Source organism: uncultured Methylobacterium sp., from assembly GCF_964242245.1.
GTDB lineage: Bacteria > Pseudomonadota > Alphaproteobacteria > Rhizobiales > Beijerinckiaceae > Methylobacterium.
On the sequence record NZ_CAXTBY010000026.1, the window covers coordinates 25,864 to 41,312 of the forward strand.

Annotated in this window: 16 protein-coding genes and 2 pseudogenes; 2 read left to right on the plus strand and 16 right to left on the minus strand. The window is 68.8% G+C overall.

Going from position 1 to position 15,449, the window contains the following annotated elements; genetic code table 11:
* Positions 1-162: 162 nt before the first annotated feature.
* From ACFE8Y_RS08570 to ACFE8Y_RS08585, 4 genes are all read right to left on the minus strand, one after another.
* Positions 163-945: an ABC transporter ATP-binding protein gene (locus ACFE8Y_RS08570; protein ID WP_375463973.1), complete on the minus strand. Its 783-nt coding sequence runs from the start codon at positions 943-945 to the stop codon at positions 163-165.
* Positions 942-1,775, minus strand: a complete 834-nt coding sequence (locus ACFE8Y_RS08575) for an ABC transporter permease (RefSeq protein ID WP_375463974.1) — start codon at positions 1,773-1,775, stop codon at positions 942-944. Before ACFE8Y_RS08575 ends, ACFE8Y_RS08570 begins: the two co-directional genes overlap by 4 nt.
* 196 nt (positions 1,776-1,971) lie before the next feature.
* Complete coding sequence (locus tag ACFE8Y_RS08580) at positions 1,972-3,033, minus strand: ABC transporter substrate-binding protein (protein ID WP_375463975.1); 1,062 nt, start codon at positions 3,031-3,033, stop codon at positions 1,972-1,974.
* Between the two features lie 44 nt (positions 3,034-3,077).
* The gene (locus ACFE8Y_RS08585; protein ID WP_375463976.1) at positions 3,078-4,316 is read right to left on the minus strand and encodes an NAD(P)/FAD-dependent oxidoreductase; all 1,239 of its coding nucleotides are present in this window, start codon (positions 4,314-4,316) and stop codon (positions 3,078-3,080) included.
* Between the two features lie 190 nt (positions 4,317-4,506).
* On the opposite strand from ACFE8Y_RS08585, the gene ACFE8Y_RS08590 reads away from it, so the two are divergent.
* Complete coding sequence (locus ACFE8Y_RS08590) at positions 4,507-5,175, plus strand: TetR/AcrR family transcriptional regulator (protein WP_375463977.1); 669 nt, start codon at positions 4,507-4,509, stop codon at positions 5,173-5,175.
* A 92-nt stretch (positions 5,176-5,267) separates the two neighbouring features.
* On the opposite strand, the gene ACFE8Y_RS08595 is transcribed toward ACFE8Y_RS08590, so the two are convergent.
* From ACFE8Y_RS08595 to ACFE8Y_RS08630, 8 genes are read right to left on the minus strand one after another with little or no spacing between them, the layout of a single operon-like run.
* Complete coding sequence (locus ACFE8Y_RS08595) at positions 5,268-5,705, minus strand: RidA family protein (RefSeq protein WP_375463978.1); 438 nt, start codon at positions 5,703-5,705, stop codon at positions 5,268-5,270.
* Positions 5,706-5,715: 10 nt separating this feature from the next.
* A complete protein-coding gene (locus ACFE8Y_RS08600; RefSeq protein ID WP_375463979.1) occupies positions 5,716-7,116 on the minus strand; it encodes an FAD/NAD(P)-binding protein in 1,401 nt (466 codons plus the stop codon).
* Positions 7,113-8,336, minus strand: coding sequence for a DUF1116 domain-containing protein (locus ACFE8Y_RS08605; protein WP_375463980.1), 1,224 nt, complete (start codon positions 8,334-8,336; stop codon positions 7,113-7,115). Before ACFE8Y_RS08605 ends, ACFE8Y_RS08600 begins: the two co-directional genes overlap by 4 nt.
* Positions 8,326-9,144, minus strand: a complete 819-nt coding sequence (locus ACFE8Y_RS08610; protein WP_375463981.1) for an amino acid ABC transporter ATP-binding protein — start codon at positions 9,142-9,144, stop codon at positions 8,326-8,328. The genes ACFE8Y_RS08605 and ACFE8Y_RS08610 overlap by 11 nt, the downstream gene beginning before the upstream one ends.
* Positions 9,137-9,793 carry an amino acid ABC transporter permease gene (locus tag ACFE8Y_RS08615; RefSeq protein ID WP_375463982.1) on the minus strand — a complete coding sequence of 219 codons (657 nt, stop codon included), beginning with the start codon at positions 9,791-9,793 and terminating at the stop codon, positions 9,137-9,139. Before ACFE8Y_RS08615 ends, ACFE8Y_RS08610 begins: the two co-directional genes overlap by 8 nt.
* Positions 9,790-10,443 (minus strand): amino acid ABC transporter permease, encoded by a 654-nt coding sequence (locus tag ACFE8Y_RS08620; protein ID WP_375463983.1) that lies wholly within the window; start codon positions 10,441-10,443, stop codon positions 9,790-9,792. Before ACFE8Y_RS08620 ends, ACFE8Y_RS08615 begins: the two co-directional genes overlap by 4 nt.
* A 43-nt stretch (positions 10,444-10,486) precedes the next feature.
* A complete protein-coding gene (locus ACFE8Y_RS08625) occupies positions 10,487-11,368 on the minus strand; it encodes a transporter substrate-binding domain-containing protein (RefSeq protein WP_375463984.1) in 882 nt (293 codons plus the stop codon).
* Between the two features lie 53 nt (positions 11,369-11,421).
* Positions 11,422-11,814: a RidA family protein gene (locus ACFE8Y_RS08630; RefSeq protein WP_375463987.1), complete on the minus strand. Its 393-nt coding sequence runs from the start codon at positions 11,812-11,814 to the stop codon at positions 11,422-11,424.
* A 532-nt stretch (positions 11,815-12,346) separates the two neighbouring features.
* Here ACFE8Y_RS08630 and ACFE8Y_RS08635 point away from each other — a divergent pair.
* Positions 12,347-12,544 (plus strand): hypothetical protein, encoded by a 198-nt coding sequence (locus ACFE8Y_RS08635; RefSeq protein ID WP_375463988.1) that lies wholly within the window; start codon positions 12,347-12,349, stop codon positions 12,542-12,544.
* Positions 12,545-12,557: 13 nt separating this feature from the next.
* On the opposite strand, the gene ACFE8Y_RS08640 is transcribed toward ACFE8Y_RS08635, so the two are convergent.
* From ACFE8Y_RS08640 to ACFE8Y_RS08655, 4 genes and pseudogenes are all read right to left on the minus strand, one after another.
* Positions 12,558-12,953 (minus strand): hypothetical protein, encoded by a 396-nt coding sequence (locus ACFE8Y_RS08640; protein ID WP_375463985.1) that lies wholly within the window; start codon positions 12,951-12,953, stop codon positions 12,558-12,560.
* A gap of 180 nt (positions 12,954-13,133) precedes the next feature.
* Positions 13,134-13,361, minus strand: a pseudogene (locus ACFE8Y_RS08645) (transposase); the annotation flags it as partial.
* Between the two features lie 58 nt (positions 13,362-13,419).
* Positions 13,420-13,754 (minus strand): annotated as a pseudogene (locus ACFE8Y_RS08650) (transposase); the annotation flags it as partial.
* A gap of 147 nt (positions 13,755-13,901) precedes the next feature.
* Positions 13,902-14,837 carry a GDP-L-fucose synthase family protein gene (locus ACFE8Y_RS08655; protein WP_375463986.1) on the minus strand — a complete coding sequence of 312 codons (936 nt, stop codon included), beginning with the start codon at positions 14,835-14,837 and terminating at the stop codon, positions 13,902-13,904.
* Positions 14,838-15,449 lie beyond the last annotated feature (612 nt).

A 15,449-nucleotide genomic window follows, 5' to 3' on the forward strand; every position in this document is an offset into this window, starting at 1 on the left:
TTTCACCGCCAGAGCGCGCTCCGCCGAAGTGGGCGCCGGTTCGGTGGAGAGCGCGACGCAACAAAGACTTGGAGCCGCGCCCGATTGCAACGCGATCGGGCGCGGCTCCAGGCGGCAAGAACTCCATTGCGAGGCAGGACCGCGATCGTCGCGCGCATCCGGTCATTCTTCCAGGAGGCGCACCCGCTCTTCCGCCGTGAACTCGCCGTGCAGGGCCTCGGCCTCGAGGTGTGCTTCGAGGTCGCGCTGCAGCGCGGCCAGAACCGGATGCGCAAGGTCGCGCGGATGGTCGGCTGCGATGTCGATGACCTCACGCACCGTCCCGGGCGAGCCCGAGAACAGGATCAACCGGTCGGCCAGCGTCAGCGCCTCGGGCAGGTCGTGGGTGACGAGCAGGGTCGTACCGCCGGTCCGCCGCACGGTCGCCCGCAGGTAGGTCTGCATCAGCCGACGGGTCTGGTAGTCGAGCGCCGCGAACGGCTCGTCCAGCAGGACGATGCGCGGCTTGAGGGCGAGGACGCGCGCGAGCGCCACGCGCTGCTTCATGCCGCCCGAGAGTTCGGCGGGGACGCGGTCGGCGTAGCGCGCGAGCCCGACCTCCTCGAGCAGCTCGACGGCCCGCGCCCGCGCCGCCCCGCGGCGCATCCCCCGCATCTCCAGCCCGAAGGCGACGTTGTCGCGCGCGTTGGCCCAGGCGAACAGGTTGTGGTCCTGGAAGATCATCGCGACGTCGGTCGAGATGCCGGACACCTCGCGGCCGTCGGCGAAGACGTAGCCGGCCGAGGCGGTTTCCAGTCCCGCCGCCAGCGACAGGAGGGTGCTCTTGCCGCAGCCCGAAGGTCCGACGATCACGCCGAACGTGCCGGTCTCGAGCCGGAACGCGACGTCCCGGATGACCGCTCCCGCGCCGAAGTCCTTCGCGACCGCCTCGAAGCGCAGGCTCACCGCGCCACCTGCCGCGCGCTCCGGTGCTCCCACCACACCAGAGATCGCCCGAGGCGGAGCAGGGCACGGTCGATGAGGAAGCCGAGGGCGCCGATGGTGACGATGCCGATCATGACGAGGCGCATGTTGAACTGCTGCTGGCCGAGCATGATCAGGGCGCCCAGCCCCGAGCTGATCCCGGCCATCTCGCCCGCGAGCACGGCCATCCACGCCCCGAAGAAGCTCATGCGCGCGAGCGTGACCAGGGCGGGGGCCGCTGCCGGCAGAACCACCCGCAGCCACAGGCGCAGGCCGCGCGCGCCCAGCAGCCGTCCGGCCTTGACGTACTCGCCCGGAATCGCGTCGAAGGCCGCGACCGCCGACGCGCATACGCCGCCCAGGATCGCCAGCACCACCACGAGGATGGCCGCGCCGGACCCGAGGCCGACGAGCGAGATCGCCAGCGGGATCCACGCCACCGGCGCGATCGGTGCGATGGTCTGCATGAGGGGCATCGCCACCGCGCGCACGGGGCGAAACGCCCAGATCAGCATCGCGGTCACCAGCGCGCCGAGGAGTCCGATGACGAAGCCGGCCATGACCCGGCCCAGGGTATCGAGGATCGCTTGGCCGTAGCTGACCTTGCCGTAGCCGATGCCGGCCGACATGTTGCCCGCGAGCACGTAGGCGCCGAGCACGGAGGGCGGCGGCAGCACGCGGCCGTTGAGCCAGCCGCGGGCGACCGCGATCTCCCAGAACGCCGCGAGCGCGGCCCACACGCCGAGGAACGCCACGGCCCCGAACGCGCGGGCAAGCCCGGCCCCCCGGACGAGACGGCCGGCTCGCGGCACGGGTTCAATCGCCGGTTCCGAAGCCACGCGCGTGACGCGGACCTCCGGCACCGGCCCGGGCGATGCCGGTTCGAGGCGCAGGACGGCGGCGGCGCGCCGGTCGGCGGGAGCCATCAGGCCGGAGTTGCCGCGCGGCGTCACTCCGAGGCCGCGCCGGTCACGGCACCGGTCGACGTTCCACCGACGCCGATGCCCATCACGCCGGCTGCAGGTTGAGGGCGAGGACGCCGTCGGCGACGTTCGTCTTCATGTAGCCGAGATCGATCAGGTACTTGACCGCGTTGCGAAGACCGTAGGCGCCCGCGTCGCGGATGATCGGGTTCGGCGCCTGACGGCGCAGGGCGACTTCGAGGATCTCCTTGGGCGCGCCGTAGATCGGCTGCAGGTCGGCGACCGCGCCGTCGAAGTCGGCGTAGAACTCGTGGGCGCCCTGGACCAGGACCTTCATGTAAGCCGTCAGGAGGTCGGCCTTGGCGCGCATGACGTCGACGGTCGTCGTCATCACGCAATCGGGTGCCTCCGGGCCCCAGACATCGTTCGAGCTGGCGAGGTAGACGGCGCCGTTCTGCGCGACCACCGACTGCGCGTAGGGCTGGGCGAGGGAGACCACGTCCATGGCGGCGCTGGAGATCGCCTCGCCCATCCCGACCATGCTCGGGAAGAACTGCATGGCGTAGTCGCGGTACGAACGGCCGTGCATCGCCATCGTGCCGTAGGTGACGAGTTCGAGGGTGTCGAGCTTGAGGGTGCCGACGCGCAGGCCCTGCCCCGCGGCGGCGGCGAGTTCGCCGACGTTCTTCACGGTGCCGCTGCGGGCGACCAGCTCGATGCCGGCCAGCCCCGACCCTCCGACGATGCGCAGGTTGTCCGATCCGTCCGCGAACGCCGCGACCGTGGTGGTCCAGGGATTGTGGATGACGTCGAGGTTGCCGGATTGCAGCGCCAGGATGTTGTCGGCAGGTCCGTTGAACTGCGTGAGCTGGGCGTTGATGCCCGCCTTCTCGAACAGGCCGCGCTTCTTGGCCAGCAGCAGGTGCGAGACGCAGCCCGCCGGCAGGTGTCCCACGCGGATCGTGCCCTGCGCGGTCGCGGCCTCGGCCCGGTCGGCTCGCTCCAGGAGCGCGAGACCGGCCGGCGCCAGCGCGGCGCCGATGCAGCAGGCGCACAGGCGCCCGAGCCAGCGCCGACGGGTCGCCCCGCGCGAAGACGCGCCGGGATCATCGCAGGAGACGGTCGTCCCCGGCCTGTGAACGAGCATTGGATTCTCCTCCTCGATGATCCTGCGGAACGTGCCGGCGCGGACTAGCTGGCGAGGCGCAGGGGTGACCCACCCTCGTACTTGGCCAGCACGGATTCGGGGGAAGGGCCGGCGGCCTCGAGCATCGCCGGCACGCGGGCCATCGCGTCCCAGGGCGCGCTGGTGCGGCTCCAGATGTCGACGATCGCCCGCGCGGCCGAAGGGTCCTGGATCGCGATGTCGAGCACCCGCCGCATGCCGGCATCGGTCGGCACGTCGGCCAGGAACTCGCAGAACGCGTAGAGATCGCGCGACGTGACCTCCCGCCATTCCGGGTAGGAGGACCGCCACGTGCCGTCGGCGATGCCGGCGGCGATCACCTCGGCCGCGTGCAGCGCATCCCCGATCCCTTGCGCCGAAGCGGGATGCTTGAAGTGGGCGGCATCGCCGGTCAGGAGCCAGCCGGGACCGGTGTGGCGGCGGTAGAACCCGTCGAGCCGCGGGCTGCCGCGCACGTTCGAGACCTTCGTGGCGTGGCGGAGGCGGCCGGCGAGCTGCGGGATGGACGCGAGCTTGTCGAGGTAGAACGCCTCCAGGTCCGGGATCGACCGGCGCAGCTCGACCGGGCCGTTCATGGTGAGCACGTGATGGCCGTCGTCGGCGGGGAAGTGCGCGCACACCCACGGCGGCTCGAAGAAGAAGTCCTGCGTGTTCCGGCCGTCCACGCCGGTCCAGTAGGCGTAGTACAGCATCGTCCGGGTCGGCATCACCCGCTCGCGCTCCGCGCCGACGAGCTTGGCGACGGTCGAGTTGGCCCCGTCCGCCCCGACGACGATGTCGGCGTGGATCGCGTGCTCAACGCCGTCGCGATAGGCCGTCACGCCGCGGACCGGATCGTCGGGCGAGCCGGCGCCGACGAGCCCGGTCACCGTCATCGCCGTATCGATCGTGACGCCGCACGCCTCCGCGCGCTCGACCAAGTGGCCGTCCAACGTGCTGCGGCGCACGCAGATCGCCCAGTCGCGGCCGTGCTCGGGCGTGTGCGGGGCGACGAACATGCGGTTCTGGTGGTGCCAAGCCGTGTAGAGCGGCGGCGGCCGGTGCGCCATGATCCCGTCGAGAACGCCGAGGCGCGCGAGCCGCTCGATCGTGGCCGGGTAGATCACGTGCGTCGACACGGTGTCCGACGGGAACAGCGCCCGATCGATGAGGATCACCTTCGCGCCCTGCTGCGCGAGCTGGATGGCGAGGCTCGATCCCGCGACGCGGGCGCCCACGATTGCGACGTCGAATTGTTGCGGCATGTCACACCTCCAGCGATTGAAGATAGACCGGTCGGTCTGTACGCGCAACAGCCTGCATGGGATTGGGAGAAGACAAGGTTCGTGCCAGTCCGATCGCGTGCTAAACGACCGGCGGCTTCGACACGCGGCGCCTGCGGCAGGTTCGGCCCGACGCCGAGCCGCAGGGCGTCTCGATGGATCAGCGGTGCGGATGAGCGGGACAAAGGCAGCCGGTGCGCGATCCCGGGGCACGCAGCGCAGAGGTGGAGCGCGCGTCCGCGCCGAGATCGATCCGGCCGAGCGGCTGGTCTCGGCCGCGACGCAGCTCTTCAACGCGCGGGGCATCCATGCCACGGGCATCGACGGCATCCTCGCCGAGGCCGGCGTCGCCCGGATGACCCTGTACAAGCACTTCGGCTCGAAGGACGGCCTGATCCGCGAGGTCCTCACGCGCGAGAGCCGGGCGTGGTTCGAGCGCCTGTCCGCGGACATGCCCGCCTCCGGAAGCGCGGTCGAGCGGCTCGAGGGCTACTTCAACGTGCTGGCGGCGTGGTTCGCCGAGCCGGACTTCAAGGGTTGCGCCTTCATCAACGCGGTCGGCGAGGCCGAGATCGACGACGTCTGCGTCCGGCCGATCGCGCGCGCGCACCGGGCGGCGAACGTCGACGTTCTCCGCGCGATCGTCACCCAGGCCGGCGGGGCCGACAGCGACGGCGTGGCGGAGACGCTGATGATGATCGCGGACGGCTGCACCGTCGGCGCGATGGTCACGGGCGACGGCGGGCTCGTCGCGCGCGCGCGGGCGCTTGCGGTGACGGTGCTGCGCGGCGCCTGCTCGATCCCCGAGCGCGCAGACGACCCGATCGCCGGGCGCCCCTGAAGCGGCCGGTGACGGCGGCGCTCGGACGCGATCCGAAGGCGCTGCGGTCATGGATGGCGGTGCGCGGCGACGTGGTCCCGGCCGGGACGCTCTCAGACAGCGCCGTCCGTCCTCCCATCCTCCGGCTTGTAGCAGACGAGGTCGATCTCCACGAGCGCGCCGCGGCCGAGGGCGGCGACGCCGACCGTCGTGCGACCCGGCGGTGAGCGGTCGGAGGGGAAGTGACGGGCGTACACGGCGTTGAAGGCGGCAAAATCCCGCTCGAACGCGCGCAGGTAGATCCGCACGAACACCGCGTCGTCGAGGGCGTAGCCGGTATGGTCGAGGATGCGCGCGATGTTCTCGAAGCACATCTCGGCCTGCGCCGCGATGCCGGGCCGCAGGGGCGCCGCCGGATCGTCCGGATCGGTGGGAAGCTGGCCGGTGACGTGCAGCCAGCCCGCCGCCTGGACCGCGTGGGCGTAGCGGGAGGAGGCCGGCGGCGGGCTCGCGCGCGGAACGTGGTGGTGGATCTTGTGCGGCTTGGACACGGCGTCTCCCTCAGTTCCTGTCGTCGAGCAGGGCGTGCACCACGGCCTCGATGTGCACGGCGATGTCGGGGGCGCCGGTCATCTCCCCGAAGCTGCCCCGAGTCAGGGGTCCGAAGACGTGGAGGCCGCGCTGCGGCCGGCCGGCGGCGTTGAATGCGCGGCTCATGGGATCGACGGCGAGGCCGAGGCCGGCCGCGTCGAGCCGCACGGTGCCCGCCTCCAGCAGGGTCGCGATCAGCGGGCTCGCCGTCAGGTCGCGCCCCGGCCCCGTGCAGAGGATGACCGCATCGAAGGCGTGCGTGGCCGGGGTCCCTCCGGGCGGGCGGAGGGTGGCCACGAACCCGTCCGCCCCGCGGGCGAGGCCGGTCACGGCCGCTCGCTTGATGCGGAGCTGTCCGCTCGCCCGGGCGCGGTTCAGCGCCGCCTCGATCTGCGGCGCGATGCGGAAGCGGTGAACGTCCCAGAACGGCAGCAGGCGCCGCACGGTGCGGCGCTGCTCCACCGGAGGAAGCGCGTTCCAGGCCGCCGTCAGCACGGCACGCAGCGAGTCGATGACCGGGTGCCAGCCGAGCGCCGGGTCCAGCGTGCGGATGCGGCGGCGCACGAGCCGGAGCAGGCCGAGCGCCGTGCGCGGCGGTGGGCCGCCGAGCACGTCGAGGTCCGTGACGAAGACGCCGTGGGCCCGCGGCAGCAGGCCGCGGCGCGAGACTGCGGTGATGACGCCCGCGTGCCCCGCCGCCGTGAGGCCCGTCACCACGTCCGCCATGGTCAGGCCGGTGCCGACGACGAGCACCGCGTCGTCGGCTGCGATGTCGGCGAGCGCCCGCGGCGCCCACGGATCGGGCACGAACTTGCGGGCCTCGGCGACGCCGGGCTCCAGCCGGCAGGGCAGCCCCGGAGTTGCGTGGGTGAGGCAGAGCGCGACGCGGTCGGCGTCGAGCACCTCGCCCGTGTCGCAGGCCACGCGCCAGCCCGAGCCCATCGGAGCGACGCCGGTCGCGAGGGTGCGCAGGTGGCGGACGCGCACCCGCGCGCCGGCCTCCGCCACGGTGCGGGCGAGGAGGTCGCCGACGTAGGCGCCGTAGGCGAGCCGCGCGACGTAGCAGCGCCCGGTGCCGTCGTCGCTCTCCGCGTCCGGCAGGATGCCATGGTCCCGGAACCAGCCCGTGGCCGCGCCGCTGCGCGCGCGGTCGATGTCCATGCGGTCGCTCGGCACGTTCATGCGGTGGCCCGGCGCGGCCGCACCGTAGGCGATGCCGCGACCGAGCTCGGCCGCGGGCTCCAGCACGACGATGTCGAGCGGTGCGGCGGAGGCGCGAGCGGCGTGGATCGCGAGGACGGCGCCGGTGAAGCCGCCGCCGACCACGACGAGCCGCAGCGGTTCGCCGGAAGCCGGCGGGTCCGCGCTCACGCCGCGTCTCCGAGGGCGGCCATCGCGTCCGCGAAGCAGGCGACGGGCGCGCGCGCCACGCCGACGCCGATCCAGCCGCTCGTCCCGTCCCGGTGGCCGATGCCGGTGTGGATACGCAGGGCGTGGCCGGCGGCGGCGACCCGGGCCGCGTCGAGCCCGGCGCCGACCCCCTCGGCGCCGCACAGCGCGGGCGCGATGAGCGGATGGCGGCCGACGTAGAGGGCGCGCATCGCCCGGCCGTCGCCCACGGCCTCGTCCCAGGCCCGTCCCATCGTCCGGGCGATCTCGGGCGCGGCGTGGGCAATGGCACCGCCGAGGCCGTAGGCCTCGACGATTGCGCTGTCGCCGAGGTCCCCTTGCGCGTCCGCGAGGGTGAAGGGCGGGAAGAACCCGCCCTCGGGAATCGTGGCGGGTGCCGTGAACCAGCGCCGACCGGTGCCCGCGACGCGGATGCCGCAGACCGTACCATTGCGGGTGAGCGCCGTGACGAGGCTCGAACCGGGAACGCCGTCGGCTTGGTCGAGGGCGAGCTTGGCTGCCGCCATCGCGTAGTTGAGGACATGTTGCGGGTTGGCGAAGAGCCACGCCCGCGCCGCGCCGTCGAGGTCCGGCAGGGCGCGGATGAACGCGGCCATGCCGCCGACGTTGCGCTGGTGCACATCGTCGCCCTGCGCGACGGCGTCGGCCAGCAGCGGCAGCACGGGCAGGCCGCCCCGCGGCAGCGCCCGGTCGAGGGCGGGCGCTATGACGCGGTCGACGTGGTCCAGCCCCTCGGCGGCGGCGGCGTCGTAGACGCCGAAGCGCAGCGCCCGCCGGCCCGATTCGGCCAACGTCGCGAAGGTGACGCCGGACCCCGCCCGGTTCTCGACCCGCATCACGGCTTGTGAAGGCCGCACGACGCCGGCCATCGGCGAGACGGTGCCGAGGTCGTGGTTGCAGCGCAGGCGGATCTGTCCGTTCCGGATCAGGCCGCGGGCCGCGTCGAGGGTGCCGGCCCAGCCCTCGTGCACGGCCGCGCCCGCGAGGGCGTTCAGGACGAGGCGCGGGATCGCGTCGGGCTCGGTGAAGGGCGGTCCGGCATGGCCGAGTTCGCCTTCCGCAAGACCCAGCGCCTCCCCGGCCCGGACGATGCCGGCGAGCACCGGCTCGGCCGCGAGGATGCGCCCGAGCGCCGCGGCGTTCGGGCCTGCACGGAGATCTGTGACGCTGTCAGCGGGCATAGCGGGCCAGGAAACGGCGGGCGCGCTCGGTGCGCGGGTGGGTGAAGAACGCGTCCGGCGCCCCCGTCTCGACGATGCGGCCGGCGTCGAGGAGGACGATGCGGTCCGCAACGTCGCGGGCAAAAGCCATCTCGTGGGTCACGACGATCATCGTCTGCCCGCCTTGGGCAAGGCCGCGTATCACGGAAAGCACCTCGCCGACCATCTCGGGATCGAGGGCGCTCGTCGGCTCGTCGAACAGGAGCAGGCTCGGGCGCATGGCGAGCGCCCGGCTGATCGCCACGCGCTGCTTCTGGCCGCCGGACAGGGCGTGCGGGTAGGCGTCCGCACGATCGGCGAGGCCGACCCGCTCCAGCAGGCGTCGGCCCTCGGCCAACGCCTCCGCGCGGGGGCGGCCGAGCACCTGGATCGGCGCCTCCACGACGTTGCCGAGCGCCGTCAGGTGGGGCCACAGGGCGAAGTGCTGGAACACCATGCCGACGCGGGTGCGCGCGGCGGCGAGTTCCCGCATCGTCATCGGGCGGGTGCGTCCGTCCGGCAGCGGCACGCGCCCGATCGGCGCACCGTCGAGCAGCACCGTGCCGGAACTCGGCTCGTCCAGCCAGTTGAGGCAGCGCAGGAAGGTGGACTTGCCCCCGCCGCTCGGGCCGACGACGCACACGGTCTCGCCCGCCGCCACATCGAGGCTGACGTCGCGCAGCACCTCGATGCCGGCGAACTGCTTGCAGACACCGCGCGCCGAGACCGCGGGCGCCGCGGCGCTCGGGCCGCCCGGCGACGGGCCGAGCGCGGTCGAGGTCTCAGCCATACCGGCGCCGCCGCACGGCCGCGATCCGCCGGGTTCCAGCCTCCACACCGAGGCACAGGAGCCAGTACAGGACCAGCGCCGCGGCGAAGGGGGCCAGCGGCGAGAAGGTGCTGGCGTTGACGAAGTTGGCGGCGAAGGACAGCTCCTGCACGGTGATGATCATCAGCAGCGCCGTGTCCTTGATCATCACGATGAGCTGGTTGCCGATCACCGGCCCGGCATCGAGGGCGACCTGGGGCAGGACGATGCGCCGGTAGAGCCGGGCGCGGGTGAAGCCGAAGGCGCGGCCGGCCTCGACCGTGTCCCGCGGGATCGCGAGCGCCGCCGCGCGGAAGATTTCGGTGAAGTAGGCGCCGTTGTAGAGGACCAGCGTGACGAGGCCGGCCCACCATGCGTCGAGCCGCAGGCCGATCTCGGGCAGGCCGTAGTACATCACGTAGGCCAGGAGCAGGAACGGCACGCAGCGCATCAGGTCGACGGCCTCCCGCCCGATCCGGCGCACCGGCGCGTGGCCCTCCGCGAGGAGGAAGGCCAAGAGGCCCCCGAGCGGCAGGCTCAGGGCGGCGCCGAGCAGCGCGAGGGCGAGCGTATTGCCGAAGCCTGCGAGGAAGGCGCCGCGGTACTCCCAGACGACGGCGATCCCGCTCACGGCGTCGCGTACCCGTAGCGCCGGGCCATGGCCCGCTCGGCGAAGCGCTGGCCGCGCACCAGCACCGCGATCAGGGCGGTGTAGAGCAGCGTCGCGACGAGGAAGGGCGGAAGCGGCTCGTAGGTCTGCGCGCCGACGCGCGCGGCCACGCGGGTGATCTCGACGACGCCGATCACCGCCACCGCCGGGGTGCCCTTGAGCACGATCGTCATCTCGCTGACGAGCGGCCCGAGGCTGGCGCGCCAGAGCTGCGGCAGCACGATGCGGCGGAAGCGCAAGATGGGGCGCATGCCGCAGGCGTCGGCCGCCTCCAGCTGATCGCGCGGGAAGGCATCGAGCGCGGCCCGGAAGATCTCGCAGTCGAAGGCGGCGGTGTTGAGCGCGAGGGTGAGGATCGCGGCCGGCACCGGCGCGAGCTCCACGCCGGCGCCGGGCAGGACGAAGAACACGAACAGCGCCAGGGTGAGGATGGGCGCCGCGCGCACGGCGCTGACGTAGGTGGCGACGCCTTGCGCGACCACCGGCACGCGCGCCGCCCGCAGGAGCGCCAGCCCGAGACCCAGCGGCAGGCCGAAGCCGATGCCCGCCAGCGACAGGCCCACCGTGGTCGCGGCACCGGAAAGCAGCGCCAGGATGTCGGCCAAGGTCATGGCTGCGGGCGCGCATCGCGGCGGCACGGACCGCCCGGGCGCCTCACTTGGTCGGCATGTCCGGCATCGCCTTGAAGGTGGTGCCGAGCCACTTCTCCTGGAGCGCGTAGAGCGTGCCGTCGGCGCGCACCTTGCGCATGAAGCCGTCGAGGTCGTCGAGCAGCGCGGCGTTGCCCTTGGCCACCGCCCAGGCCGCGTAGGTGGATGCGCCGACCGCCTCGCCCATCCGGAACCGGCTCGGCTGCTCGCGCACGAGGCTCGCGAGGTTGACGACGCCGTTGATCACGTAGTCGAGCCGCCCGTTGACGAGGTCCTGATAGGCCTCCGGGAAGGACGGGTACTGCACGACCGTCCCGAGCTTGGCCCCGGTCTTGGCCAGCGTCTGCGTCAGGTCGGTCAGCGCCGCGTAGGAGGCCCCGCCCGCCTGCACGCCCACCGTCCTGCCCGCGAGGTCCGCGACGCCCTTGATCCGGGTCTCGTTGGCGCGCACGGCGTAGTACTGCGTCGCCTCGGCGATCGGCATGGTGAAGTCGAGGTTCTTGATCCGATCCGGGGTGATGACCGCGGCGGTGAGCGCCACGTCGTACTTGCCGGCGGCCACCCCGGCGAGCAGTCCGGACCACGGGATGATCTGCTGCTCGATCTTGAACGGGACATCCTTGCGCAGGACGGCCAGCAGGGCGTGGTCGAGGCCCATCGGCGTGCCGTTCTCGACGTACTCGAACGGCTTGTAGCTGTCCTCGGTGGCCACGATCATCGTGCCGCGCGCCTTGATCTCGTCGAGGCTCGCGGCGGACGCCCGCAGCCCCGGAGCCGCGATCAGCGCGAGTGCCAGCAGCATCGATCCCAGTCCGGCGCGCCGGGCGGGATCGCGCGCGCGCTCAGGTGCCGGCGCGGACGGGGACGGGCGGGCGGTGAAGGGCATGGTGATCTCCCGGTTCTGGTTCTTGGCGGGCCCGGTCAGGGATCGGGGTTGCGTCACGCAACGCGGGGCCGGCGCGCGATCAGGTCGATCTCGACGCGGGCGTCGTAGGCGAGGCCGGTGACCCCGATGCAGGTGCGCGCCGGCAGGCGATCGACCGGGAAGTACGCGCGATAGGCCGCGTTGAAGGCGTCGTAATCCTCCCGGAAGTGCGCGAGGTAGGCGCGGGCGACGAGCACGTGCTCCAGGCCGAGGCCGAGGCCCCGCAACACCGTGCCGAGGTTCTCCATGACGTTGCCCGTCTGCGCCGCGATGCCGTCGGGCAGCACGCCGGGCGCCGCTGGCGTGTCCGGCATCTGTCCCGTGATGAACACGAAGCCGCCGCTCTCCACCGCGTGGCTGAACGGCGCCACCGGGCGCGGTCCGCCGGCGATCATGTGGAACAGCACCTCTTCGGATTCCGACTGCGGCATGAACGGATGGACTCGGGACTTTTGAGCGGACCGATCCAGCGGCGAGCGGTCCTCCGATGCGGACACCTTCCGCAAACGACGGGCCAAGCGCAAGCGAGGGCCGGGACAATGTCGGTGGCGGGATCGGCGTTAAGCGGTCGGCCAAGCCGGTTTGGCCGGGTGAAATGGTGACGGGTGGCGCAGCGACCACACCCAGGGCGCGGTCAACGAGCCCAACCCTTCCATCGCGGTCGGCACGGAACTTCGCGGGTGGACATACGGTTCGCAGTGCGGCCCGCGCCCCGTACCTTCTACCAAGTTCGCCATCGCGGCGTCCGTCCGAGCTTGGCGGAGAACCGTCGCGATCGACCTTCCGACTGCGTCGCCTACGTGGCCGGTACCTGCGTTGGATGATGCCCATGTGGGCAAGCTTGGCAATAAGTAGGATATTTCCGGTCGTCGCGCTGAACCTTTCAGAGCCGTGCTCGTTGAGACCTCGTTCCGAGCGATCGACAGCGAGCTTGCGGTCATGGCTAAGCATGAAATTCTCGGGTATTTCGAGCATCAGCGCGGGGGCGCCTGGGTGTGCGTCCGTCCGTTCACGCTGACGACGAAGAACGCCAACGTCGACATTCGCAAAGGCATGCGCTTCGACTACGGCAAGCGCGTCGGTGGACTGGATCTCGCCGAGTACCTCGAACAACTCGGCTCGCAATTCGGGTCCTAGACGTCGCATGGCTTCAGTCCGGTGATGAACCGGTGTCTTCGGGCGCCGGCTTTCGTTCGTGGACAGGGAGCCTCGCGGGGAGCAGGGTGACGATGGAGAACGAGGCGGGCAGGTAGGGCGTGGTGCGGGCGATGGTCGTGTCGGACCATCGGCGCCGGGTCTCGACGCCGAGATGGGCGCGCGCCTCCTGGACGGTGACCGCGAGCTGCCAGCGCCGCACGAACCAGCCGACGCTCTGCGCCGGGCCGCGGGCGGGGCCAATGCAGAGCAGCGCCTGCGGCTCGAAGCGCTCAGGCCGATCGCGGATCAAGACCCACCGGATCGGCACCACCGGTAGACCGCCGTGGTGCCGGACGGCAATGGTCGCGGCGACTTCACACGGCGCGTGATGCGCGGGCGTCTGGGCCATGGCTCAGACCGTCTGCGTTCTCCTCGATGACGCCGCCAGGGCGCTGCTTGCTGCGATGGCTGGCGACCGCTCGCGTCCGCTCAAGGATGGCCTGCGGGCTCCCCTCGTCCTGCTCCCGGTCGAGCGCGTGAGCGTGCAGGATGTGGCCCGGAAGGCCGGCGTCAGTCCGCCTGCCGTGTCGGTGTTGGGTTGACGCGGGGCTGCGATGATCACGGCGTCGATGATCTGGCCCGACATCGCCAAGTAACCCTTGCCCTTCAGCCACGCGTCGAAGGCGGCCAACAACTCCTCGATCGCACCGGCGCAGGTCAGTTGTTCCCGGAACAGGCACACGGTCTTGGCATCAGGCACGACGTCTTCGGACCCGAGGCCGAGGAAACGCATGAACGACAACCGATCTCGGATCTGACCCGAAGAGCGGGGAGCGAAACTCGGCGGTTCTGCAGGATCAGGATCTGGAACATCAGGTGTCCAGGATCGCCGTCGACGGCTCGGGCTGGCGGCTCCGCTCACGCCGCATCGCATGGGTCAGCAGGCTGCCGATCGCCGGCCCGATCCCGCCGGCCTGGAAGCGGTCGTGCCACGTGGGCAGCGTCTCCCAGGAGCCGAAGTCCTTGGGCAGGGAGCGCCAGGGACGGCCGGTCCTGTCCAGGGACAGGCAGGCTGTCGACCCTCTCACGCAGATCGGCCGTCCGCGGATCGTAGCCCGACAGGAGCGGTTCCATGGTCGACCACGCCGCAGTCGTCGGATCGCTCCGACCGTGCGTCCCTGTCAGTCTCGCGATCTGCCTCGGTCCACATCGGCGCATCTCTGCTCACGAGGTCAATGCATCAAAGCAAACCGAGGTCAAACAGATTCTCATGGAAAACAATGAAGCGCTATACCAGTTATCGTCTCTCACGCTTACATGTAAATCTGACCTGCGATGCACATATGGTCTTTGAAATTTACTGCAACTTGCTGGTATATTCAGCAATAGCTTTCTCAAGGCCTTCCTTTAGCGAATGGTTAGCCGACCATCCCAATTGATGAATCCGTGAGGAGTCCATCAATTTCCTAGGCGTACCATCTGGCTTGGTTGAGTCGAAAATGATCTTCCCCTTATACCCGATTATCTCTGATATAGTAAGCGCTAGTTGCCGAATTGTTACTTCCTCTCCTGATCCGACATTTATATGCTCAAACTCTGCATAGTTATCGATGAGAAAAATACAAGCATCTGCGAGATCGTCTACATACATAAATTCGCGAAGAGGATTTCCTGTACCCCATACATCTACAGTAGATAAATTTTCAGTATGAGAGCTGTATATTTTTCTTATCAAAGCAGGCACTACGTGGCTCGTATTGAGATCGTAGTTGTCTCCAGGCCCATATAAATTGGTCGGCATGGCTGAAATAAAATTACAACCGTGTTGCTTTCTATATGCCTGACATAATTTAATTGCAGAAATCTTTGCTATCGCGTACCATTCATTTGTTGGCTCCAAAGGCCCTGTTAAGAGCGCGGTTTCAGGGATGGGCTGTGGTGATAGTCTTGGATATATACAAGACGAGCCAAGGTTTAATAATTTTTCAACATTGTACTTATAACTACAATGTATAACATTGGTAGCAATGCTTATGTTATCATAGATAAAGTCTGCTGGCATCGTGTCATTGGCTAATATGCCTCCGACTTTGGCGGATGCTATTATAACGATTTCAGGTAGATTATCCTGAAACCATTTATCGACTTCATTAGAGTTTCTCAAATCTAACTCTGATTTTGTAGCTGTTATTATCTTGCAATTTTCATGCTCTAACCGTCGTATCAGTGACGACCCAACCATACCCCTATGGCCGGAAACCCATACACGCTTGTTGTCTAGAGAGCTTACCATGTTTATTCCAACTCCGTAGAGAAACGAAAGTTCGCAGTTTCACGTTAATACCAACATACAACCATTAAGTAGATAGCCGCAAATTAATTTCGTCGCCTATAAGGTTTTTACCAAACCTTGTATCGAAACAAGCTTTCGAACAATAATGAAATATTATTGCCTTTTTTAGAGCATAAATAAAATATAAATTTACACAGGCACTAGCTTTCGCCTATCAAGAATGTTGAATTCTAATATATTTATTATTAAGTAATGTCGTTTGAAGATTAAGATTGCAATTAATGATCGAAATTTTTGGCATCAAGCGGTCGGTTCACAGGATGTTTAGAATATGAGACATGTTCGTGCAAGAGCCGTGCCCGATCACATTGGATCGGGTCACGGCTCCGAGTCCTTGTTTGGTCGCGCGCTCTGACGACGAACCGGCGTCCGCTTCGGCAGAGCGCGCGCTAGGTGTATGGTCCCGGTATGAGATGCGACGGATTTCTTCTGAACCTATCGGGCTCTTTCGTCCAGGCGTTGAGGATGACCTCGTAAGGCGTCAGGCCGCGCAGCGTCCTAAGAGCCTGTTTGAGGTCCTCCGCCGGCCGCCCCCATCTGTCTCGTGTGCAA